At 60.5% G+C, this 20,730-nt stretch carries 19 protein-coding genes; 11 read left to right on the forward strand and 8 right to left on the reverse strand.

Annotated features, from left to right (window positions below; all coding sequences use genetic code 11):
* Window positions 1-11: 11 nt before the first annotated feature.
* Window positions 12-1,325, forward strand: coding sequence for an NAD-dependent dihydropyrimidine dehydrogenase subunit PreA (gene preA / locus A6U86_RS33910; RefSeq protein WP_068401770.1), 1,314 nt, complete (start codon window positions 12-14; stop codon window positions 1,323-1,325).
* Window positions 1,326-1,629: 304 nt separating this feature from the next.
* A complete protein-coding gene (locus A6U86_RS35985; RefSeq protein ID WP_244510155.1) occupies window positions 1,630-1,719 on the forward strand; it encodes an SEC-C metal-binding domain-containing protein in 90 nt (29 codons plus the stop codon).
* A gap of 92 nt (window positions 1,720-1,811) precedes the next feature.
* On the opposite strand, the gene A6U86_RS33915 is transcribed toward A6U86_RS35985, so the two are convergent.
* Entirely contained in the window at window positions 1,812-2,456 is a 645-nt protein-coding gene (locus tag A6U86_RS33915) for a TetR family transcriptional regulator C-terminal domain-containing protein (RefSeq protein ID WP_068401450.1), read from the reverse strand.
* Window positions 2,457-2,755: 299 nt separating this feature from the next.
* Here A6U86_RS33915 and A6U86_RS33920 point away from each other — a divergent pair, with 299 nt between their 5' ends.
* Window positions 2,756-4,009, forward strand: coding sequence for a Zn-dependent hydrolase (locus A6U86_RS33920; protein ID WP_068401452.1), 1,254 nt, complete (start codon window positions 2,756-2,758; stop codon window positions 4,007-4,009).
* 48 nt (window positions 4,010-4,057) lie between these two features.
* Entirely contained in the window at window positions 4,058-5,512 is a 1,455-nt protein-coding gene (gene hydA / locus A6U86_RS33925) for a dihydropyrimidinase (protein WP_068401455.1), read from the forward strand.
* A gap of 33 nt (window positions 5,513-5,545) precedes the next feature.
* On the opposite strand, the gene A6U86_RS33930 is transcribed toward hydA, so the two are convergent.
* Window positions 5,546-5,959: a cupin domain-containing protein gene (locus A6U86_RS33930; protein ID WP_068401458.1), complete on the reverse strand. Its 414-nt coding sequence runs from the start codon at window positions 5,957-5,959 to the stop codon at window positions 5,546-5,548.
* A 121-nt stretch (window positions 5,960-6,080) separates the two neighbouring features.
* On the opposite strand from A6U86_RS33930, the gene A6U86_RS33935 reads away from it, so the two are divergent.
* From A6U86_RS33935 to A6U86_RS33965, 7 genes are all read left to right on the forward strand, one after another.
* Window positions 6,081-6,872, forward strand: a complete 792-nt coding sequence (locus A6U86_RS33935; RefSeq protein WP_068401462.1) for an ABC transporter ATP-binding protein — start codon at window positions 6,081-6,083, stop codon at window positions 6,870-6,872.
* A 7-nt stretch (window positions 6,873-6,879) separates the two neighbouring features.
* The gene (locus tag A6U86_RS33940; RefSeq protein ID WP_068401464.1) at window positions 6,880-7,215 is read left to right on the forward strand and encodes a hypothetical protein; all 336 of its coding nucleotides are present in this window, start codon (window positions 6,880-6,882) and stop codon (window positions 7,213-7,215) included.
* 2 nt (window positions 7,216-7,217) lie between these two features.
* The gene (locus A6U86_RS33945) at window positions 7,218-8,105 is read left to right on the forward strand and encodes an ABC transporter permease (protein WP_068401466.1); all 888 of its coding nucleotides are present in this window, start codon (window positions 7,218-7,220) and stop codon (window positions 8,103-8,105) included.
* Window positions 8,102-9,235, forward strand: a complete 1,134-nt coding sequence (locus tag A6U86_RS33950) for an ABC transporter permease (RefSeq protein ID WP_068401467.1) — start codon at window positions 8,102-8,104, stop codon at window positions 9,233-9,235. Before A6U86_RS33945 ends, A6U86_RS33950 begins: the two co-directional genes overlap by 4 nt.
* Before the next feature lie 54 nt (window positions 9,236-9,289).
* Window positions 9,290-10,258: an ABC transporter substrate-binding protein gene (locus tag A6U86_RS33955; protein ID WP_068401468.1), complete on the forward strand. Its 969-nt coding sequence runs from the start codon at window positions 9,290-9,292 to the stop codon at window positions 10,256-10,258.
* Window positions 10,259-10,647: 389 nt separating this feature from the next.
* Window positions 10,648-11,838: an efflux RND transporter periplasmic adaptor subunit gene (locus tag A6U86_RS33960; RefSeq protein ID WP_068401469.1), complete on the forward strand. Its 1,191-nt coding sequence runs from the start codon at window positions 10,648-10,650 to the stop codon at window positions 11,836-11,838.
* Between the two features lie 14 nt (window positions 11,839-11,852).
* Window positions 11,853-15,200 (forward strand): efflux RND transporter permease subunit, encoded by a 3,348-nt coding sequence (locus A6U86_RS33965; RefSeq protein WP_068401471.1) that lies wholly within the window; start codon window positions 11,853-11,855, stop codon window positions 15,198-15,200.
* A 62-nt stretch (window positions 15,201-15,262) separates the two neighbouring features.
* On the opposite strand, the gene ureG is transcribed toward A6U86_RS33965, so the two are convergent.
* The 6 genes from ureG to A6U86_RS33995 form a co-directional block, all read right to left on the reverse strand.
* Window positions 15,263-15,874, reverse strand: coding sequence for an urease accessory protein UreG (gene ureG / locus A6U86_RS33970; protein WP_068401472.1), 612 nt, complete (start codon window positions 15,872-15,874; stop codon window positions 15,263-15,265).
* A 105-nt stretch (window positions 15,875-15,979) separates the two neighbouring features.
* Window positions 15,980-16,612: an urease accessory protein UreF gene (locus tag A6U86_RS33975; protein WP_068401774.1), complete on the reverse strand. Its 633-nt coding sequence runs from the start codon at window positions 16,610-16,612 to the stop codon at window positions 15,980-15,982.
* A 60-nt stretch (window positions 16,613-16,672) separates the two neighbouring features.
* Complete coding sequence (gene ureE / locus A6U86_RS33980) at window positions 16,673-17,176, reverse strand: urease accessory protein UreE (protein ID WP_068401473.1); 504 nt, start codon at window positions 17,174-17,176, stop codon at window positions 16,673-16,675.
* Between the two features lie 79 nt (window positions 17,177-17,255).
* On the reverse strand, window positions 17,256-18,038 hold the full coding sequence (locus A6U86_RS33985; RefSeq protein WP_244510153.1) for a GGDEF domain-containing protein: 783 nt from the start codon (window positions 18,036-18,038) through the stop codon (window positions 17,256-17,258).
* A gap of 349 nt (window positions 18,039-18,387) precedes the next feature.
* Entirely contained in the window at window positions 18,388-20,100 is a 1,713-nt protein-coding gene (gene ureC / locus A6U86_RS33990) for an urease subunit alpha (RefSeq protein ID WP_068401475.1), read from the reverse strand.
* 3 nt (window positions 20,101-20,103) lie between these two features.
* Window positions 20,104-20,727, reverse strand: a complete 624-nt coding sequence (locus A6U86_RS33995) for a Urease operon accessory protein (RefSeq protein WP_068401476.1) — start codon at window positions 20,725-20,727, stop codon at window positions 20,104-20,106.
* Window positions 20,728-20,730 lie beyond the last annotated feature (3 nt).

The following is a 20,730-nucleotide window of genomic DNA, read 5'->3' on the forward strand; positions in this document are numbered from 1 at the left end:
GGAGAATCGATATGGCTGATCTCCGCAATAATTTCATCGGCATCAAATCCCCGAACCCGTTCTGGCTGGCTTCGGCGCCGCCGACCGACAAGGCTTACAACGTCGAGCGCGCCTTCAAGGCGGGTTGGGGCGGCGTGGTCTGGAAGACGCTCGGCGAGGAAGGCCCGCCTGTCGTCAACGTCAACGGCCCGCGCTACGGCGCGATTTGGGGCGCGGACCGCCGCCTGCTCGGTCTCAACAACATCGAGCTGATCACCGACCGCGACCTCTACACCAACCTGCGCGAAATGAAGCAGGTGAAGAAGAACTGGCCGGATCGTGCCTTGATCGCCTCGATCATGGTTCCCTGCGTCGAGGACGCCTGGAAAGCGATCCTGCCGCTGGTCGAGGAAACCGAAGCCGACGGCATCGAACTCAATTTCGGCTGTCCGCACGGCATGTCCGAACGCGGCATGGGTGCCGCGGTCGGACAAGTGCCGGAATATATCGAAATGGTCGTGCGCTGGTGCAAGCAATACACCCGCATGCCGGTCATCACCAAGCTGACGCCTAATATCACCGACGTCCGCAAACCGGCCCGCGCCGCCAAATCCGGCGGCACCGACGCCGTGTCGCTGATCAACACGATCAACTCGATCGTATCCGTCGATCTCGACAACTTCGCCCCGAACCCGACAGTCGGCGGCAAGGGTAGCCACGGCGGTTACTGCGGTCCGGCGGTGAAGCCGATCGCGCTCAACATGGTGGCCGAGATCGCCCGCGATCCCGAAACCTACGGCCTGCCGATCTCAGGCATTGGTGGCATCACCACCTGGCGCGATGCGGCCGAATTCCTGGCGCTTGGCGCTGGCAATGTGCAGGTCTGCACGGCGGCGATGACCTATGGCTTCAAGATCGTCGAAGAGATGATCACGGGCCTCTCCGACTGGATGGATGAGAAGGGCCACCGCAGCCTTGATGATATCATCGCCCGCGCGGTGCCGAATGTCTCCGACTGGCAGTACCTCAACCTCAACTATATCGCCAAGGCCAAGATCGACCAGGACGCCTGCATCAAGTGCGGCCGTTGCTACATTGCCTGCGAGGACACCTCGCACCAGGCGATCACCAACATGGTCGACGGCGCAAGGCATTTCGAGGTGATGGACGAGGAATGCGTCGGCTGCAACCTCTGCGTCAGCGTCTGTCCGGTCGAAAACTGCATCACCATGGAAGAACTGCCGGCCGGCAGCCTCGACAAGCGCACCGGCAAGATCGTCGACCCGAACTACGCCAACTGGACGACCCATCCGAACAACCCGATGGCCCAGCAGGCGGCGGAATAACGCCGACCAACATCTGCGCAAACATGGACGGGCGGTTGCAGCTTGCTGCGGCCGCCCATTTTTACGTTCGCTATCAGCTTTTTCACAGTGAGCGTTTAGCCACTCGCAAAAGCTTGAAGTTCGCGCTATGAGAGTTGCGCTGCCGATAGATGCAGCAATGGCAACCCAGAGGAGGCGACCATGTCACGCAAGTCCAAAACCCTCCACGACGTGAGCTTTTGAAGTCACGTCCAAGCGACGCAAGTCTTTCCCATCGGAAACCCGGGTAAAAACCGGCTCGCAATTCATCCGGGGCGATGTCGAGCTGGTCGAAAAACTCGGCCGCAACGATCCCTGCCCCTGCGGTTCACGGAGGCGGTTTCAAGAGCTGCTGCCTGAAGTCGGGCCGCTATGACGGCATCGAGCGGGATTACTACTTTTAGAGAACGGAGCTGATTTCCGTCATCATCCACAGGCGGCGCGATCCTCCAAGGCTTGCGCCGCCACTCAGGACTGCCGAATGCCGAGCCCATCGACGAAGAGCTGCTCCAGATAGCGGGCAGCATCCTCGAAGCGCCCCTCGCCCGAATGCTCGTCCCCGAGTACGGCACGTACCTGCACATCGAAATCCGCGTAATGCTGCGTCGTCGACCAGATCGAGAAGATCAGGTGATAGGGGTCGCATTTTGCGATCTTCCCGGTCTTGGCCCAGGCACGGATGACCTCCGCCTTCTCATCGACGAGGCTTTTCAGCGGGCCGCGCAGCTCATCCTCGACATGCGGCGCACCCTGCAGCATCTCATTGGCGAAAAGCCTGCTTTCACGCGGGAAATCGCGGGCCATTTCCAGCTTGCGGCGGATATAGGAACGGATCTCGCTTTCAGGATCGCCATTGGCATCGAAGGCACGCAACGGCTCCAGCCAGGTAAACAGAACCCGGTCGATCAGCGCGCGATGCATCGCTTCCTTGGTGCGGAAATAATAGAGAAGATTGGGCTTCGACATCCCGGCCACTTCGGCAATCTGATCGATGGTCGAGCCGCGAAAGCCGTTCACGGAAAACACGTCGAGCGCAGCCTCGAGTATGACTTCCTCTTTTTCTTCCTGAATTCGGGTACGGCGTTGGGTGCGGGCGGCTCTGGGAATGGCCATGTCTGCTCTGTTTCTCCTTGAAATCCAAGCCTTTCGGCCGAGCTCTCGTTCACCCTGTCAGTGCTTTTAATTTAGGCAATCGCCTGAAATTTTATCGGAATTTTTCGTGCTTTTCGTCTTGAGCCGCGCCACGGAAGTTGTAATGTTTACCAATCGGTCAAATTATCTGTCAGTTGTCTCCTAAAGGCAACTGGCGATTTCCCGAGGCGATAAAAACAAGTAGACGCTTCGGACAGACCAACGGGAACAATCGGGCATGCGCCTTGCATGCCGCAGGACAAACAGGTGAGGATTGCATCATGGTGGCAGCGCCAGGCGAAAACATGCGTATCAATGGCGATCGCCTTTGGGATATGCTGATGGACATGGCGAAGATCGGCCCCGGCATTGCCGGCGGCAATAATCGGCAAACGCTGACCGATGCCGACGCCGAGGGACGCAGCCTTTTCAGGACATGGTGTGAAAATGCCGGCATGAAAGTCGGCGTCGACAAGATGGGCACCATGTTCGCCACCCGCGCCGGCACCGATCCGGACGCCCTGCCTATTTACGTCGGCTCGCATCTCGATACCCAGCCGACCGGCGGCAAATATGACGGCGTCCTCGGTGTACTCGCAGCCCTCGAAGTCGTCCGCACGATGAACGACCTTAGCATCAAGACCAAGCATCCGATCGTGGTCACCAACTGGGCCAACGAGGAAGGCGCACGCTTTGCCCCCGCCATGCTAGCCTCCGGCGTCTTTGCCGGCGTGCATAGCCTGGATTACGCCTATGGCCGCAAGGACCCGGAAGGCAAGACCTACGGCGAAGAGCTGAAGCGCATCGGCTGGCTCGGCGACGAAGAGGTCGGCGCCCGCAAGATGCACGCCTATTTCGAATATCATATCGAGCAGGGTCCGATCCTCGAAGCCGAGGAAAAGACCATCGGCGTCGTCACGCACTGTCAGGGCCTGTGGTGGCTGGAATTCACCCTGACCGGCAAGGAAGCGCATACCGGCTCGACGCCGATGAACCTGCGCGTCAATGCCGGCCTCGCCATGTCGCGGATCGTCGAGATGGTGCAGAGCGTGGCGATGGAAAGCCAGCCGGGTGCCGTTGGTGGTGTCGGTCAGGTCTTCTTCTCGCCGAACTCGCGCAACGTGCTGCCCGGCAAAGTGGTCTTCACCGTCGACATCCGCACGCCCGACAAGGAAAAACTCGATCGCATGCGCGCCAAGATCGAGGCCGAGGCAGCGAAGATCTGCGACGCCCTCGGCGTCGGCTGCTCCGTGGAGGCCATCGGCCATTTCGAGCCGGTGACCTTCGATCCGAAGCTCGTCACCTCGGTGCGCAACGCGGCCGAAAGGCTTGGCTACAGCCACATGAACATCATCTCCGGCGCCGGCCACGATGCCTGCTGGGCCGCCAAGGTCGCGCCCGCCACCATGGTCATGTGCCCCTGCGTCGGCGGTCTCTCGCATAACGAGGCGGAAGAAATTTCCAAGGAATGGGCAGCAGCCGGTGCGGATGTGCTGTTCCACGCAGTCGTCGAGACGGCGGAGATCGTGGCCTAACGGTCAGGGTTGCCAACATCGGAACTTCACACATCTGGAGCATGCGCCATGAGCACAGTCATCAAGGGTGGAACCATCGTCACGGCCGACCTGACCTATAAGGCGGACGTCAAGGTCGAAGGCGGGAAGATCGTCGAAATCGGGCAGAACCTCTCGGGCAACGAAGTCCTCGATGCCTCCGGCTGTTATGTAATGCCCGGCGGCATCGATCCGCACACGCATCTCGAAATGCCGTTCATGGGCACCTATTCCTCCGACGATTTCGAGAGCGGCACCCGTGCAGCCCTTGCCGGCGGCACGACGATGGTCGTCGACTTCGCGCTCCCCTCGCCCGGCCAGTCGCTGCTCGAAGCGCTGACCATGTGGGACAACAAGTCCACCCGCGCCACCTGCGACTATTCCTTCCACATGGCGATCACCTGGTGGGGCGAACAGGTCTTCAACGAGATGGAGGCCATCGTCCGCGACAAGGGCATCAACACCTTCAAGCACTTCATGGCCTATAAGGGCGCCTTGATGGTGGATGACGACGAGATGTTCTCGTCCTTCCAGCGCTGCGCCGAACTCGGCGCCCTGCCGCTCGTCCATGCCGAAAACGGCGATGTGGTCGCGCAGATGCAGGCGAAGCTTCTTGCCGAAGGCAATAACGGCCCGGAAGCGCATGCCTATTCCCGCCCCGCCGAAGTCGAGGGCGAAGCAACCAACCGCGCCATCATGATCGCCGACATGGCCGGCTCGCCTGTTTATATCGTCCATACCTCCTGCGAGCAGGCGCACGAAGCCATCCGCCGCGCTCGCCAGAAGGGCATGCGCGTCTATGGCGAGCCGCTGATCCAGCACCTGACACTCGACGAAAGCGAATATGCCAACGCCGATTGGGATCACGCCGCCCGCCGCGTCATGTCTCCGCCCTTCCGCAACAAGCAGCATCAGGACAGCCTCTGGGCAGGTCTTGCCTCCGGCTCGCTGCAGGTGGTCGCGACCGACCATTGCGCCTTCACGACGGAGCAGAAGCGCTTCGGCCTCAATGACTTCACCAAGATCCCCAACGGCACCGGCGGCCTTGAGGATCGCCTGCCGATGCTCTGGACCTATGGCGTCAACACCGGCCGCCTGACGATGAACGAATTCGTCGCCGCCACCTCCACCAACATCGCCAAGATCCTCAACATCTACCCGAGGAAGGGCGCGATCCTCGTCGGCGCCGATGCCGATATCGTCGTTTGGGATCCGAAGCGCTCGAAGACCATTGCCGCCAAGACCCAGCAGTCGGCGATCGACTACAACGTCTTCGAAGGCAAGGAAGTGACCGGCCTGCCGCGTTACACGCTGACGCGCGGCGTCGTCGCCATCGAAGAAGGCACGGTGAAGACCAGGGAAGGCCACGGCGAGTTCGTCAAGCGCGAGCCGTTTACCGCTGCCAACCGGGCGCTTTCGACCTGGAAAGAAGTCACCGCACCGCGCAAGGTTCAGCGTAGCGGCATCCCCGCAAGCGGGGTATAAAGCTTGGGCTCAGCGCTTCGGCTCATCTGCCGCTTAGCGCGGCACATACCGCTCCAGATCCGGCAGCAGGACGACGCTTTCCTGTTCGTTCGGATCGGTGCGGGCGATGATGGCTGTCGCCGGCCGATCGCTGAGATTGGCGGGAAGATGCGGCACGCCGGCCGGGATATAGAACATCTCGCCCTCGTGAACGATAACGTGCTCCTCGAGCTGATCCCCGAACCAGCAATGCGTCTCGCCGGAAAGCGCATAGATCGCCGTCTCATGCGCAACATGCAGATGCGCCTTGGCTCTGCCGCCCGGCGGAATGGTCAGAAGATGCATGCAGATGCCCGTCGAGCCCACCGTCTCGGCGGCGATCCCCTCGAAATAGTTGAAGCCCTGTTTTCCGGCATAGGTGCTGCCAGGCCGGACGACATGACAGGTGGGCTTCGATGAAACACTCATGGTATTGCTCCCCTGGATTTCGCGGCCGCAAGGCACCCTCGCCAATCCAGGCCGCAATGCCAAGCAGGATAACACGCAATCCGCCCCGACCACGCGGCGAAAACATGACTGGTAGGTGTTAATGACGTCATCCGCTCCCTCCGTCGTCTCCGCGCGGAATCTCTGTCTCACCTACGATACCAACGACGGGCCGGTGCACGCGCTGAGCAATGTCGATCTCGATGTTCGCAAGGGCGATTTCGTCTCCTTCATCGGCCCTTCCGGCTGCGGCAAGACCACGTTTCTGCGCGTCATCGCCGATCTTGAACGAAAGAGCTCGGGCGATATCACCGTCAACGGCATGACACCGGACGAAGCGCGCAAGGCCCGTGCCTACGGCTATGTGTTTCAGGCCCCCGCCCTCTATCCTTGGCGCACCATCGAGAAGAACATCGCCCTGCCGCTGGAGATCATGGGCTACGCCAAGAGCGAACGGGCCAAGCGCATTGCCCAGACGCTCGAACTCGTCAACCTCAGCGGTTTCGAGAAGAAATTCCCCTGGCAGCTTTCGGGCGGCATGCAGCAGCGGGCGTCCATCGCCCGCGCTCTGGCCTTCGATGCCGATCTGCTGCTGATGGACGAACCATTCGGCGCGCTCGACGAGATCGTCCGCGATCACCTCAACGAACAGCTGCTGAAGCTGTGGAAGCGAACGAACAAGACCATCTGTTTCGTGACGCACTCCATTCCCGAGGCGGTCTATCTCTCCACCAAGATCGTCGTCATGTCGCCGCGCCCAGGCCGCGTCACGGATGTCATCGAATCGACGCTGCCGCTCGAGCGCCCGCTCGGCATCCGCGAAACGCCTGAATTTCTGGAAATCGCCCATCGTGTCCGCGACGGTTTGCGGGCCGGACACAGCTACGAGGAATAGGATCGCCATGAACCCGCAATTCCTCCTCTGGCTTCTCGGCGCGATGGCGATCTTCATCAGCGGCGCCACAGCCTCGCGCGCCTATATCGCCAACAACAACCTACTAGTGCTGATCCTGGCGCTCATTCTCTATTGCATCGGCAACCTGATGATGGTGCGCCTGATGCGTGAGGGTGGCTTGGGTCTGGCAATATCTGCCTCCTCCATCGCCCAGCTCATCGCCGTCAACATCATCGCCTTCATCGTCTTCGGTGAGCGGTTGAGCCTGCCGCAGCTGGCCGGCGTCGGGCTTGGCATCCTCGCCATGGCGCTGATGCTGCTTCCGGCACAAGGGAGGGCGTGATCATGGAGAAGGAACAATTCTTCAAGCACAAGTTCGTGCCGGTCGCGACCATCGTGCTGGCGATCCTGCTGCTCTGGTATGTCTTCGCCGTCATCCTCAACGCGCCGTTCCAGCGCGATCTCGACCGCCGTGCCAACGTCACCTCGACAACGGTCGAATTCATCGGCAAGACGCTGACACAGCCAAAGCCGATCCTGCCCGCACCGCATCAGGTGGCGCAAAATGTGTTTGAAAACACCTTCCTTCGCGCTCCCACAAGCAACCGCAGCCTCGTCTACAATGCCTGGGTGACGCTTGCTCCGACCGCCGTTGGCTTTGCCTTCGGAACGATACTCGGCATTCTCTTTGCCGTCGGCATCGTGCATCTGGTGGCTCTCGATCGCAGTCTGATGCCCTGGATCATTGCATCGCAGACTATCCCCATCCTGGCGATCGCACCGACGATCATCGTCGTCTTCAGTGCCTTGGGCATCGACGGGCTGATCCCGAAAGCGCTCATTTCCACCTATCTGTCGTTTTTCCCCGTCACGGTCGGCATGACCAAGGGGCTCCGCTCTCCGGAGGTCATGCATCTCGACCTGATGCGCACCTATAATGCCAGCGCATCGCAGACCTTCTGGAAGCTGCGCGTACCCGCTTCCATCCCTTTCCTGTTCACATCGATGAAGGTGGCGATTGCTGCTAGCCTCGTCGGCACCATCGTCGGCGAACTTCCGACGGGAGCCGTCGCCGGCATCGGCGCCAAGCTGCTCGCTGGCTCCTACTACAGCCAGACGATCGACATCTGGGCGGCACTCGTTGCCGGTTCGGTGCTGGCAGCAATCCTTGTCGCCGTCGTCAACATTGCCGCGCGCATCGTCAATCATTCGATGGGAGGCCGGCCCGCATGAAGGCTCTTCGTTTCTCCTGGCAAGGCGCGCTCGCCCTCCTCCTTTGTGCAGCAGCAGTCGCCATGCTGCCGCTATTCGCAGCCGATGCCGCCTTCCCCTTTACTGGTGGCATGACGATCCTCATCTTCCTGCTGCTCATCGCATCCGCCGTGGCCTCTTTCACCGGTTTGGGACCGGTTCTGCTGGCTGCAACGCTTTTCATCGGTGCGCATGGCGCTGCCTGGCTGCTGTTGTCGGGACTGACCGGCAATGAAGGCAAAGCGCAGCTCACCTTCTTCGTGCTCATTGCCGCCGGCTGGCTTCTGGCCTGGCGCTGCGTCTCGGTGCTCTCATCCATCCGCCCACGCTCCGATCTCGGCAATTATGGCCTCCGGTTGCTCATCCCGGCGATTTTCGGTGCCTGGATTCTGATCATCTGGGAAGCCGTGACACGCGGCGCGGGCGTCTCCCTGGTCTTGCTGCCGCCCCCGAGCTCCATTGGGGCGAGAATTGCCGGCTCGCTTCCAACCTTGTGGACCGACGTGGAGCAAACGATCTTCCGGTCCGTGCTGATCGGCTACATCATCGGCTGTGCGAGTGGCTTCATCGTCGCCATCCTCGCCGATCGCTTCGCCTTCCTGCGTCGCGGCCTGTTGCCCATTGGCAATTTCGTCTCGGCTCTGCCCATTATCGGCGTTGCCCCGATCATGGTCATGTGGTTCGGCTTCGATTGGCAGTCCAAGGCTGCCGTCGTCGTCATCATGACCTTCTTTCCGATGCTGGTGAACACGGTGGCAGGCCTTGCCGCCGCCGGCAACATCGAGCGCGACCTCATGCGCACCTACGCGTCGAGCTATTGGCAGACATTGTTCAAACTGCGCCTGCCGGCTGCCGCACCCTTTATTTTCAATGCACTGAAGATCAACTCGACCTTGGCCATGATCGGTGCCATCGTGGCGGAGTTCTTTGGTACACCCATGTCGGGTATGGGGTTTCGTATTTCGACCGAAAATGGTCGATTGAATCTCGACATGGTCTGGGCGGAAATCGCGGTTGCAGCGATTGCGGGATCCGTCTTCTACGGGATCGTCGCCATTCTCGAGAGGATGACGACATTCTGGCATCCGTCTATCCGTGGTGGAAAGACGTAGCCTAAGATCCTGGCCAAGGGATCAAGGCGTAACTTCAGAGGGAAAGGGTAGAACATGAAAAAACTGATGATTGCATTGATGGCAAGCGCGATGGCGCTCGCCGCCGCGCAGGCAGCATCCGCTGCCGACAAGGTGACGCTGCAATTGAAGTGGGTGGCACAGGGCCAGTTCGGCGGCTATTTCGTCGCCAAGGACAAGGGCTTCTACAAGGAAGAAGGTCTTGACGTCGATATCAAGCCGGGCGGCCCGGACATTGCTCCCGAGCAGGTAATCGCCGGCGGCGGCGCCGATGTCATCGTCGACTGGATGGGCGGCGCTCTGGTCGCCCGCGAAAAGGGTGTGCCGCTGATCAACATCGCTCAGCCCTACGACAAATCCGGCCTGGAACTGATCTGCCCGAAGGACGGCCCGGTGAAGACCGAAGCCGACTTCAAGGGCCACACGCTCGGCGTCTGGTTCTTCGGCAACGAATATCCGTTCTTCGCCTGGATGCACAAGATCGGCCTGAAAACCGATGGCGGCAAGGACGGCGTCACCGTTCTGAAGCAGAGCTTCGACGTTCAGCCGCTCGTACAGAAGCAGGCCGATTGCATCTCGGTCATGACCTATAATGAATACTGGCAGGCGATCGATGCCGGTTTCAAGCCGGAAGACCTCACCGTCTTCAACTACACCAAGCTTGGCATCGACCTTCTGGAAGACGGTCTCTATGTCAACGAGGACAAGCTGAAGGACCCGAAGTTCAAGGCCGATATGGTCAAGTTCGTCCGCGCCTCGATGAAGGGCTGGAAATATGCCGTCGAGCACCCGGATGAAGCCGCTGAAATCGTCATGGACAATGGCGGCCAGGACGAGAACCATCAGAAGCGCATGATGAGCGAAGTCGCCAAGCTGATCGGCAGCGGCAAGCTCGACGCAAAACTCTATGATCGTACCGTCGAAGCCCTGCTCGACCAGAAGATCATCAACAAGAAGCCGACGGGTGCCTATACCCATGAGATCACGGACGCGGCCCTGAAGTAGTTCAGGCAGCAACGGCAATCAAAACGCGCGAGGTCCAGGCTTCGCGCGTTTTTTTCATTTTGTAACAGCGGCAACAAAAAGCTGGCTTTGCCGTGGCGTTTGCCTAAAAGGCGTCAGCTATCAACTATTGGAATGCTGACATCACAATGCCGTGATTGCTTCGCAAAGCTGCAATCAGTAGAAATACTCGTAAAATCATTTTCTCGTGATCTTGCGAGATTTGAAAACCGCTCCCATGTACAGGAGCGAATTTAGGATTGGGGACCTGCAGCCATGACAGACGGATGTTTATCCGCCGGATGAGCCGGCTCGCATGCATTGATCCCCCGTGTTCGCGACGGATAACAGCGAAATCCCTTTGACCACAATGCCGAACTGGAACCGGACGCATGGCCTCCACGCCGTTTAGACTACTAAGCACGACTGCAATCATGCTTTCCCTGCTGGCAGCGCCCGCCGCACTGGCCGAGGAACCCGTCGTTACCGCGCCGAAGCAGAACCTTCCCGCAATCGTCATCACCACCGCCGAGATGCGCAAACTGACGGACAAGGTCGTTGCGACAGGCACGGTGAAGGCCGTCGAGGAAGTCTACATACAGCCGCAGGTGGACGGCCTCTCGATCCGCACGCTCAACGCCGATGTCGGCGACAAGGTCGAGGCGAACAGCACGCTCGCCACCTTGAACGAAGACGCCCTGATCCTGCAGAAGAGCCAGATGCAGGCAACGCGCGCCAAGGGCGAAGCAAGCCTTGCCCAGCTGCATGCGCAGCTAGCCGAGGCTCGCGCCAATGCGGAAGAGGCCGAATTGCAACGCGTCCGCGCCGTCACCATGGGTGCCAAGGGCACGATGTCGACCTCCTCCGTCGAACAGGCCAATGCGGCGGCAGCGGCCAACAAGGCCCGCGTCGGATCCGCAGAACAGGCAATCGCGGTGTCCGAGGCCGACCTCAAGGTCACCGACAGCCAGATCGCCGATACCGACCTGAAGCTCGCCCGCACCGGCATCAAGACCCCTGTCGCCGGCACCGTCGCCTCGCGCAACGCTCGCGTCGGCGCCATCGCCAATGGCAATGGCGATCCGCTCTTCACCATCATCCGTGACAGCCAGCTCGAACTGGTGGTCGATGTTTCCGAAAGCGACATCACCAAGATCGTCATCGGGCAGAAGGCCCTGATCTCGCTGTCGGGCAGCCGCGAAAAGCTGACCGGCACCGTGCGCCTGGTCGCACCGATCGTCGACTCCCTCACTCGCCTCGGCGCGGTGCATATCACCATCAACGAAGGCGACAAGGCACGCGCCGGCATGTATGGCAGCGCCGAAATCGTCATCCGCCAGGAAGAAGGCGTTGCCCTGCCGCTGACGGCCGTCAACAGCGATGAAAGCGGCTCTTCCGCCCGCAAGGTCGAAAACGGCGTCGTCAAATTCGTCAACGTCGAGACCGGTATTCAGGACGGAGCCTATGTCGAGATCCTCAAGGGTCTGAAGGCCGGTGAAGATGTCGTCGCCAAGGCCGGCGCCTATGTCCGCGATGGCGACCATATCACGCCCGTGCGTGATGCGTCGCAAGCCTCCAACTGAGCGAGAACGGCAATATGAACTTCTCAGCCTGGTCCATCCGAAATCCGATCGCCCCGCTTCTCGGCTTTTTCCTGCTGATGGTGGTGGGCGCACACGCCTTCTTCAATCTGCCGATTACCCGGTTTCCGAACATCGACGTACCTGTCGTCAACGTCACCGTGACGCAGAGCGGCGCTTCGCCCGCCGAGCTTGAAATGCAGGTAACGAAAGAGGTTGAAGACGCCGTCGCCGGCATCAACGGCATCGACGAAATACAGTCGACCGTGACCGACGGCCAGTCGCAGACCGTCGTCATCTTCCGTCTGGAAGTGCCGACGCAGCAGGCCGTTCAGGATACCAAGGACGCCATCGACCGCATCCGCGGCAACCTGCCATCCACGATCGATGAGCCCATCGTTTCGAAGGTCGACGTCGAAGGTCAGGCGATCCAGAGCTTTGCCGTTTCCTCGCCGAACATGACCTTGGAAGAACTGTCCTGGTTCGTCGACGACACCGTCAAGCGCGCCCTGCAGGGCCAGGCCGGCATCGGCCGCGTCGATCGCTACGGCGGCGCCGACCGCGAAGTCCGCATCGAGCTCGATCCGAACAAGCTGAACGCCTACGGCATTACCGCTCTGTCGGTGAGCCAGCAGTTGCGCGGCACCAACATCGACCTCGGTTCCGGCCGTGGTCAGGTCGCTGGCAGCGAGCAGGCGATCCGCGTTCTCGGCGATGCCCGCAATGTCGCGCAGCTCGCCGATACCACGATCGCGCTCACTAACGGCCGTTTCGTCAAGCTCTCCGATCTCGGCGTGATCAAGGACACCTACCAGGAGCCGAAGTCGTTCTCGCGGTTCAACAGCACGCCTGTCGTCACCTTCGGCGTGTTCCGCGCCAAGGGCGCCAGCGAAGTGACTGTCGCGAAGACCGTCGGCGACACGCTGGACAAGGTTCGCACCGAAAACCCGAACGTCTCGATCGAGATGATCGACGACTCCGTCTACTACACCTACGGCAACTACGAAGCGGCGATGCATACGCTGCTCGAAGGCGCATTGCTGGCGGTTCTCGTCGTCTTCCTCTTCCTGAGGAACTGGCGAGCGACGCTGATTTCCGCGGTTGCCTTGCCACTCTCGGCCATTCCGACATTCTGGATCATGGCGCAGATCGGCTTCTCGCTGAACCTCATCAGCTTCCTGGCGCTGACGCTGGCAACCGGCATTCTCGTCGACGACGCCATCGTCGAGATCGAGAACATTGCCCGCCATATCAAGATGGGCAAGACGCCGTATCGCGCGGCCATCGATGCTGCCGATGAAATTGGGCTGGCCGTCATCGCGACGACCTTCACCATCATCGCGGTCTTCGTGCCGGTCTCCTTCATGCCGGGCATTCCGGGCCAGTATTTCATCCAGTTCGGCCTCACCGTCGCCTTCTCGGTGTTCTTCTCGCTGCTTGTGGCGCGTCTGATCACGCCGATGATGGCCGCCTATCTCATGCGGGCAGAAGACGGCGTTGACGATCACCACGACAATGACGGTCGGCTCATGCGCGGCTATAGCTGGCTGGTGCGGATAACGACGAAGCGCTGGTATACGCGCTATCCGACGCTGGTCGCGGCTTTCGCCTTCTCCATCGCCTCGGTTGTTGCGCTCGTCATGTTCGTACCCGGCAGCTTCATCCCGCCGGATGACTCCTCGCGCATCGTGCTCTCTGCCGAACTGCCGCCGAATGCGCGGCTCGAAGACACCGAGAAGGCAACGAACGAGATCTACCGGCGGGTCAAGGGAATCAACGGTGTCCAGAACGTCTTCGTTCTCGGTGGCGCTTCGCCGAAGGGCGATCTCGAACTGCGGCGCGCAACGGTAACACTGACGCTTGGCAAGCTCGATCAGTCGCTCGTCAAGAAACTGGTGAACGACACGCTCGGCTCGCTGCCCGTGATCGGCCCTCACCTGCCGAAAGTCACCGTGCACGGCCGCGAGCGTCCGCAATGGGATGTGGAAAAGGAAGTCTTTGCAAAGCTGCGGGATATCCCCGACGTCCGCATCACCAAACTCAACGATCGTGGCGACCGCGACCTGACCTATAACTTCCTCTCCCGCAACGAGAAGGATCTGAACCAGGCTGTCGGCATTCTGGAAGCAAAGCTGCGTACCGATCCGGCGCTCGCCAATGTCAGCGCCGACGGTGCCCTGCCGCGTCCCGAACTGCAGATCTATCCGCGCAAGGATGAGGCGGCACGCCTCGGCATCACCCCGCAGATGATTTCCGATACGGTGCGCGTGGCCACCATCGGCGATATCGACGCTTCGCTGGCGAAGATTTCGCTTGACGATCGCCAGATACCGATCCGCGTTCAGGCCTCGCTTGGTATGCGTCGCGATCTCGCGGCGATCCGTGCGTTGCGGATCAAGACATCCATGGGCACCACCGGACAGGCGTCCACGGCCACGACCGTGCCGCTCTCAAGCGTTGCCGATATCGACTATTCCGAGGGCCTGTCTTCAATCAAGCGCAACAACCGTTTCCGTGTCGTTTCCATCGGCGCCGACCTGCCGCAGGGCGTGGCGCTGGATACGGCTTCCGAGCACTTCCTCAACATCGTCAACAATGCCAAGATCCCGGCGACCGTGCATCTGGCGGAAAGCGGCGATACCAAGGTGCAGAAGGAAATGCAGCAGAGTTTCGGCAATGCCATGCTGCTCGGCCTCCTGCTTGTTCTGACCGTGCTGATCCTGCTGTTCAAGGACGTAATCCAGCCCTTCACCATTCTGCTGTCGCTGCCATTGGCGATCGGCGGCGTGGCGCTGGCATTGATCCTGACCGGAAATGCGCTGTCCATGCCCGTGATGATCGGCATTCTCATGCTGATGGGCATCGTCACCAAGAACGCCATCCTGCTTGTCGATTTCGCCATCGAGATGATGCATCAAGGCATGCCGCGGCTGGAAGCGGTTGTCGAAGCCGGCCGCAAGCGTGCGCGCCCGATCATCATGACCTCGATCGCCATGTCGGCCGGCATGCTGCCGTCAGCCCTCGGCGTTGGCGAAGGCGGCTCCTTCCGCGCGCCCATGGCCATTGCGGTGATCGGCGGCATCATTGTCTCCACCGTCCTCAGCCTGGTGGTCGTGCCGTCCTTCTTCCTGATCATGGACGACCTGTCGCGCCTGATCGGCTTCCTCTTCGGCAGGCTTGTCGGCAAGAAGGACGCGGATGACGAAGTCCTGACAAAGGAAAGCCTGGCGAACGCCATCGACGAAAACCGGAAATCGCTGGCCACTCTCGAGGAGCGTCTGGAGATGGTTGAGAACAAGGATGGCAGAGGTCGCCGGTCAAGCGGCGCGAACGTGCTGAACTTGCCACCGCTCGCAGCCGAATAGGCTTTGGCGTGAGCTGAACATCAGTCAGCTCGCCGCTACGACACCGATCATGACAGGGCGGCTCAAAGGCCGCCCTGTTCCTTTAGGAAGCTGACGATCGTGCCGACGCCTTCGCCGCGCTTCATATCGGAAAACACGAAGGGGCGAGCCTGCCGCATCCGGGTTGCGTCACGATCCATGACGTCGAGATCGACCTCGACGAAAGGCGCCAGATCCTTCTTGTTGATGACGAGCAGATCCGACTTGGTGATGCCCGGCCCGCCCTTGCGCGGGATCTCCTCGCCCTGGCACACCGAGATGACGTAGATGGTGATATCGGCCAGATCAGGTGAAAAGGTCGCGGCCAGATTGTCGCCGCCGGATTCGATGAAGACGACGTCGAGATCCGGGAGCCGCTCGTTGAGGCCGGCGATGGCCTGCAGATTGATCGTCGCGTCCTCGCGAATGGCCGTGTGCGGGCAGCCGCCGGTTTCAACGCCGACGATACGGTCTGACGGCAGCGCCTGCATGCGCACCAGCGCTTCCGCATCTTCCGTGGTGTAGATGTCATTGGTGACGACGGCGACGGAATAGTCGTCACGCATCGCCTTGCACAACTTCTCCGTCAGCGCCGTCTTGCCTGAGCCAACGGGGCCACCGATGCCGACGCGCAAAGGTCCATTTCTCGATTTCATGCTCAAAACTCCGATAAAGCAACAGCATAGCGAAGCGCCCGCCCGCCGCACAGCGGCGAATGACGTAGATCCTGCTTCATTGCGGGATTTTCCCTGGGCGATGCATCAAGACCGAAACAGGCGAGTGCTCTGGATTTCATGGCGCAGACTGGCAATATCCGCCTGCACCGTCGCCGCACCGAGATCGTCGAGATTGGATCGCCCTGCCCGCGTCGCCACATCGGCGATGGCAGCTTCCAGGGCCGCCAGAATGGCAACTCCGTCCTTCTGCCCGCTGACGCCGAGCCGGATGCCCGCAGACAGCATCTGTGACGCCAGGGCATGCAGGAAGGCGGCAAGCGCCTTCTCGACCGGAATAGCGTGCGCGCCGGCAACCGCGCCGACCGCCACCGGATAGGCGGTCTTTGCCGGCAGGATCGAAAAGATCCCGTGCGGCCATGCCCCGGCGGCGGACAGGAAGGCTTCTCCGAGCAACATCGTCTCGGTATGACGCTCTTTGGACCCAGCCAGCGCTTCCGCCAGCTCCACGACAGCCGCAAGCCGCGGCGCATCTTCTCCAGCATGATGCGCTTCGGCAAGCAGCACAGCGTCATTCCAGACAGCACCATGATGGATGATGGTCTCGATCCAATCCTTCAGGCTCTTGCTGTCGTGAACCAGCCCGTCATGCACCGCGCGTTCGAGGCCGCCCGAATAGGCAAAAGACCCGATCGGAAAAGCGGGTGACAGCCATGCCATCAGGCGCAAAAGCGCCTGCAGATCGCGACCATCCGATACCAGTTCTTCGCTCACAATCGTTCAATCATGCGAATGGTGGTCATGCCCGTGACCATGGTCATGATCGTTGCCGTGACCATGCGAATGGCTGCCATGGGAATGATAGGCGCCGCGCGCCGGCTGGAAGGGTTCGCTGACCTCAGCCACCGTCGCGCCAAGCCCTTCGAGCATGGAGCGGATGACGTGATCACGCAGGATAAGGATACGCTCCTCTTCGATCTGCGCCGGCAGATGCCGATTGCCGAGATGCCAGGCAAGCTCAATGAGATGCCGGCGATCGCGCGGCCTGATTTCGAACAGCTTTTCGTCTGCCGCCACGATCTCGATCAGCTCGCCGTCCTCACGAACCAGCAGATCGCCATTGGCAAACAGCACCGGTTCCTTCAGGTCGAGCATGACCATCTCGCCGTTTTCGAGATGCAGCAGCTTGCGGCGCAGGTGCCGTAGATCATGCGGCAGTACGACACGATCGATCGGGTTGGAAGAAGGAGTGCCGGCCGGAAGATAGGAGGTTACGTGTAGCATGACAGGTCCAATTCAAAACGCTGCCAGACCATGCAAAATAGTCGCCTCCGGTGCAAGCACCAATGCCGCCTGCCAAACACTACATGCGCTGCACGTAGCGCTGCAGTTCCACAGGATCCGTCATGGCTTCGTGCTCATGCTCCGTCGCGCAACGATGCCAGACCTGGGACAGCCGCTCACGCTCGTGAATGACGCGATTGCGGCCCAGCGTCTTGGCAAGATAGAGCGCCTTGTCGGCCGCGGCATAGACGGCGGCCGTCTTTCGATCCTTGCCGATATCCGCAATTCCCGCAGAGATGGTGATTTTCACCGAGCCGCCGTCGACGGCAATCGGATGATTGGCGATCTGTTCCTTGATGTCCTCGATGCGGGCGATGCGCTCGTCATTGTCGCCGCCGTGAATAATGGCGCCAAATTCCTCGCCGCCAAGACGGGCAATCACGTCCTCGCCGGTGAAGACGTCAGCAAATATCTGCGATACCGCCGCGATGACCGCATCGCCGGATGCATGGCCGAAGCGATCATTGATCGTCTTGAACCGGTCGACATCGAAGATCACCAGCGAGGCGTCATGACCAGCCTCATTCAAGGCTTCGGTGAAGGCGCGGCGGTTGAGCAGACCGGACAGCATATCGGTGCGGCTCAGCCGTTCGAATTCGGCTCGGGACACAGCGAGCCGATGGATCGCAAACCCGGCGAACACCGCCAATGCGCCGGAAACGGTAGCGCCTATGATCCATGCCAGCAGAACACCGAAGCGCATTGCCTCGAGGATCGGCAACGGCAAAAGATCGAACCATTGCAGCACGGGAAGCATCGCAATCATGATCACAAGCGACAGGATGACGGCTGCAAAACTCATCTTAAGCGCGAAAATATAAATCGCACGCGGATGCTGAAAATTACCGATCTCAGCTTGCAGCGAAATCCATCGTCTCATGCGATTCACCTTCTCCTGCCACCGTTTCAGTCATGTGAGATAGGGGTGAAGGCGCTTCCAGGTCTTTAACGCAATGATTAAAATGCGGTGCATTTCCCAACTTGTGAACAATCGTGGATGGCCGATGGCATCTACTTTTTCAGGAAATCCAGGGTGAGGCGCAGATCTATCTCCACAAACCACTGATAACGCTGCATTAACTGCATGAAATGGCGAAAGCCCCGTTTCCGGGGCTTTCTCGTCCACTGGTAATTGATTTCCACAGCCTTCGTCAAAACAGGAAATAACGCTGGGCCATCGGTAGCACCGTCGCCGGCTCGCAGGTGAGAAGCTCACCATCGGCCCGCACTTCATAGGTCTCGGGATCCACCTCGATATGCGGCGTGAGGCTATTGTGGATCATCGAAGCCTTGGAAATGCCGCCGCGCGTGTTCCTGACCGGCAGCAGCGCCTTGGCAACGCCGAGCTTGGCCGCAAGCCCTGCATCGAAGGCAGCCTGGGAGACGAAGGTCACCGAGGAATTGGTGCGATTCTTGCCATAAGCGCCGAACATCGGGCGATAGTGCATCGGCTGCGGCGTCGGGATCGAGGCATTCGGATCGCCCATTGGCGCGGCGGCGATGGAGCCGCCAAGGAGAACCATCTCGGGTTTCACGCCGAAGAACGCCGGGTTCCACAGTACCAGATCGGCACGCTTGCCGACTTCGATCGATCCTACCTCATGGCTGACGCCATGGGCGATGGCCGGGTTGATCGTATATTTGGCGATATAGCGCTTCACCCGGAAATTGTCGTTGTCGCCGGTCTCCTGAGCGAGCCGGCCACGCTGGCGCTTCATCTTGTCGGCGGTCTGCCAGGTACGGATCGCCACTTCGCCGACACGGCCCATGGCCTGGCTGTCGGATGAAATGATCGAGAAAGCGCCGATATCGTGCAGGATATCCTCGGCGGCGATGGTCTCCTTGCGGATACGGCTTTCGGCAAAAGCGATGTCTTCCGGGATCGACGGCGACAGGTGATGGCAAACCATCAACATGTCGAGATGTTCGGCAATGGTGTTAACCGTATAGGGCCGCGTCGGGTTGGTCGAAGACGGGATGACGTTGGACTGGCCGCAGATCTTGATGATGTCAGGCGCGTGGCCGCCGCCGGCGCCTTCTGTGTGAAAAGCATGGATCGTACGGCCCTTGATGGCGCCGATCGTATCCTCCACGAAACCGCTTTCATTCAACGTATCCGTGTGGATCATAACCTGCACGTCATATTCGTCGGCTACGCTCAGGCAGCAGTCGATGGCCGCCGGCGTCGTGCCCCAGTCCTCGTGCAACTTCAGCGCACAGGCGCCGCCAAGCACCATCTCTTCCAGCGCTGCCGGCAGCGAGGCATTGCCCTTGGCCGAGAGGCCGATATTCATGGGGAAGGCATCGAAAGATTCGATCATGCGCGCCAGATGCCAGGGTCCCGGCGTGCAGGTGGTCGCCAGCGTCCCATGCGCCGGTCCGGTGCCACCGCCAAGCATGGTGGTGATGCCGGACATCAGCGCTTCTTCAATCTGCTGCGGGCAGATGAAATGGATATGGCTGTCCATGCCGCCGGCGGTAACGATCTTGCCCTCACCCGCAATCGCCTCCGTGCCTGGTCCGACGATGATGTTGACCCCAGGCTGCGTATCCGGATTGCCAGCCTTGCCGATCGCGACGATGCGGCCGTCCTTCAAGCCGATATCTGCCTTCACCACCCCCCAATGATCGACAATCAAGGCATTGGTGATGACCGTATCGACGGCCCCGGCAGCCCGGGTCACCTGGCTCTGCCCCATGCCATCGCGAATGACCTTGCCGCCCCCGAACTTCACTTCCTCGCCATAGGTGGTGAAGTCCTTCTCCACCTCGATGAACAATTCGGTATCGGCCAGCCGCACCTTGTCGCCGACCGTCGGTCCGAACATGCTGGCATAGGCGGCGCGGGAAATCTTGTAGGGCATCGATCAGTCTCCTTGGGAGGCAGAGATAGGGTTCGTATCGGCGAGACGCCTTAGGCGGCCGGAGGAAACGTAGCTGTCCACCAGCCGCTTCTCGGCGGCAAAAGGATGCTCGTCCCAACCCGTATGGCTGAAGCCGGTAATGGCGATATCGTCGTCGGGATGGTGCGCCAGCACCTCGGCAATCACGATCATGCCGCTGCTCGGCACCACATAGGAGCCGGGCTCATGGACAGCGAGCGCCAGATCGACGCCCTCATGAATGGACTGGCCGATGACGACATGGCGTTTACCGGTCGCCTGGCAGAAAGCCGTGAATTGGTCGGTATAGTCGTCGCAGAAATCATCGAGTTCCGGATGTGAAAGCGACAGCGGCCCGCGCAATGCAGCGAATTTGACTGGATCCCGCACGCTCCAGATTTCCGAGGCTGAGGCAACAGCAGGGCTCTTGCGCCATTCGGCAGATCCCAACATGGCACGCGCCGGCCGGCCGGTATTACAGACCGCGACGACATCGGTGCGGCTGCCGCCGGCACCCATCGAGCGGCAATCGTTGAAGCGGATGACCTTGTCGGCGGCATCGATCATGGCAGCCGCACCCGCCGCGATCTCACCATTGCCGACGATCATCAC

Origin of the sequence: Rhizobium sp. AC27/96 (genome assembly GCF_001692325.1) — a bacterium.
In the GTDB taxonomy this organism is placed as follows: Bacteria; Pseudomonadota; Alphaproteobacteria; order Rhizobiales; family Rhizobiaceae; genus Rhizobium.

Coding starts and splice junctions, on each gene's coding strand:
- preA (WP_068401770.1), top strand. CDS start 12: ATGGCTGATCTCCGCAATAATTTCATCGGCATCAAATCCCCGAACCCG.
- A6U86_RS33915 (WP_068401450.1), bottom strand. CDS start 2,456: ATGGCCATTCCCAGAGCCGCCCGCACCCAACGCCGTACCCGAATTCAG.
- A6U86_RS33920 (WP_068401452.1), top strand. CDS start 2,756: ATGGTGGCAGCGCCAGGCGAAAACATGCGTATCAATGGCGATCGCCTT.
- hydA (WP_068401455.1), top strand. CDS start 4,058: ATGAGCACAGTCATCAAGGGTGGAACCATCGTCACGGCCGACCTGACC.
- A6U86_RS33930 (WP_068401458.1), bottom strand. CDS start 5,959: ATGAGTGTTTCATCGAAGCCCACCTGTCATGTCGTCCGGCCTGGCAGC.
- A6U86_RS33935 (WP_068401462.1), top strand. CDS start 6,081: ATGACGTCATCCGCTCCCTCCGTCGTCTCCGCGCGGAATCTCTGTCTC.
- A6U86_RS33940 (WP_068401464.1), top strand. CDS start 6,880: ATGAACCCGCAATTCCTCCTCTGGCTTCTCGGCGCGATGGCGATCTTC.
- A6U86_RS33945 (WP_068401466.1), top strand. CDS start 7,218: ATGGAGAAGGAACAATTCTTCAAGCACAAGTTCGTGCCGGTCGCGACC.
- A6U86_RS33950 (WP_068401467.1), top strand. CDS start 8,102: ATGAAGGCTCTTCGTTTCTCCTGGCAAGGCGCGCTCGCCCTCCTCCTT.
- A6U86_RS33955 (WP_068401468.1), top strand. CDS start 9,290: ATGAAAAAACTGATGATTGCATTGATGGCAAGCGCGATGGCGCTCGCC.
- A6U86_RS33960 (WP_068401469.1), top strand. CDS start 10,648: ATGGCCTCCACGCCGTTTAGACTACTAAGCACGACTGCAATCATGCTT.
- A6U86_RS33965 (WP_068401471.1), top strand. CDS start 11,853: ATGAACTTCTCAGCCTGGTCCATCCGAAATCCGATCGCCCCGCTTCTC.
- ureG (WP_068401472.1), bottom strand. CDS start 15,874: ATGAAATCGAGAAATGGACCTTTGCGCGTCGGCATCGGTGGCCCCGTT.
- A6U86_RS33975 (WP_068401774.1), bottom strand. CDS start 16,612: ATGGCATGGCTGTCACCCGCTTTTCCGATCGGGTCTTTTGCCTATTCG.
- ureE (WP_068401473.1), bottom strand. CDS start 17,176: ATGCTACACGTAACCTCCTATCTTCCGGCCGGCACTCCTTCTTCCAAC.
- A6U86_RS33985 (WP_244510153.1), bottom strand. CDS start 18,038: ATGAGTTTTGCAGCCGTCATCCTGTCGCTTGTGATCATGATTGCGATG.
- ureC (WP_068401475.1), bottom strand. CDS start 20,100: ATGCCCTACAAGATTTCCCGCGCCGCCTATGCCAGCATGTTCGGACCG.
- A6U86_RS33995 (WP_068401476.1), bottom strand. CDS start 20,727: ATGATCGTCGGCAATGGTGAGATCGCGGCGGGTGCGGCTGCCATGATC.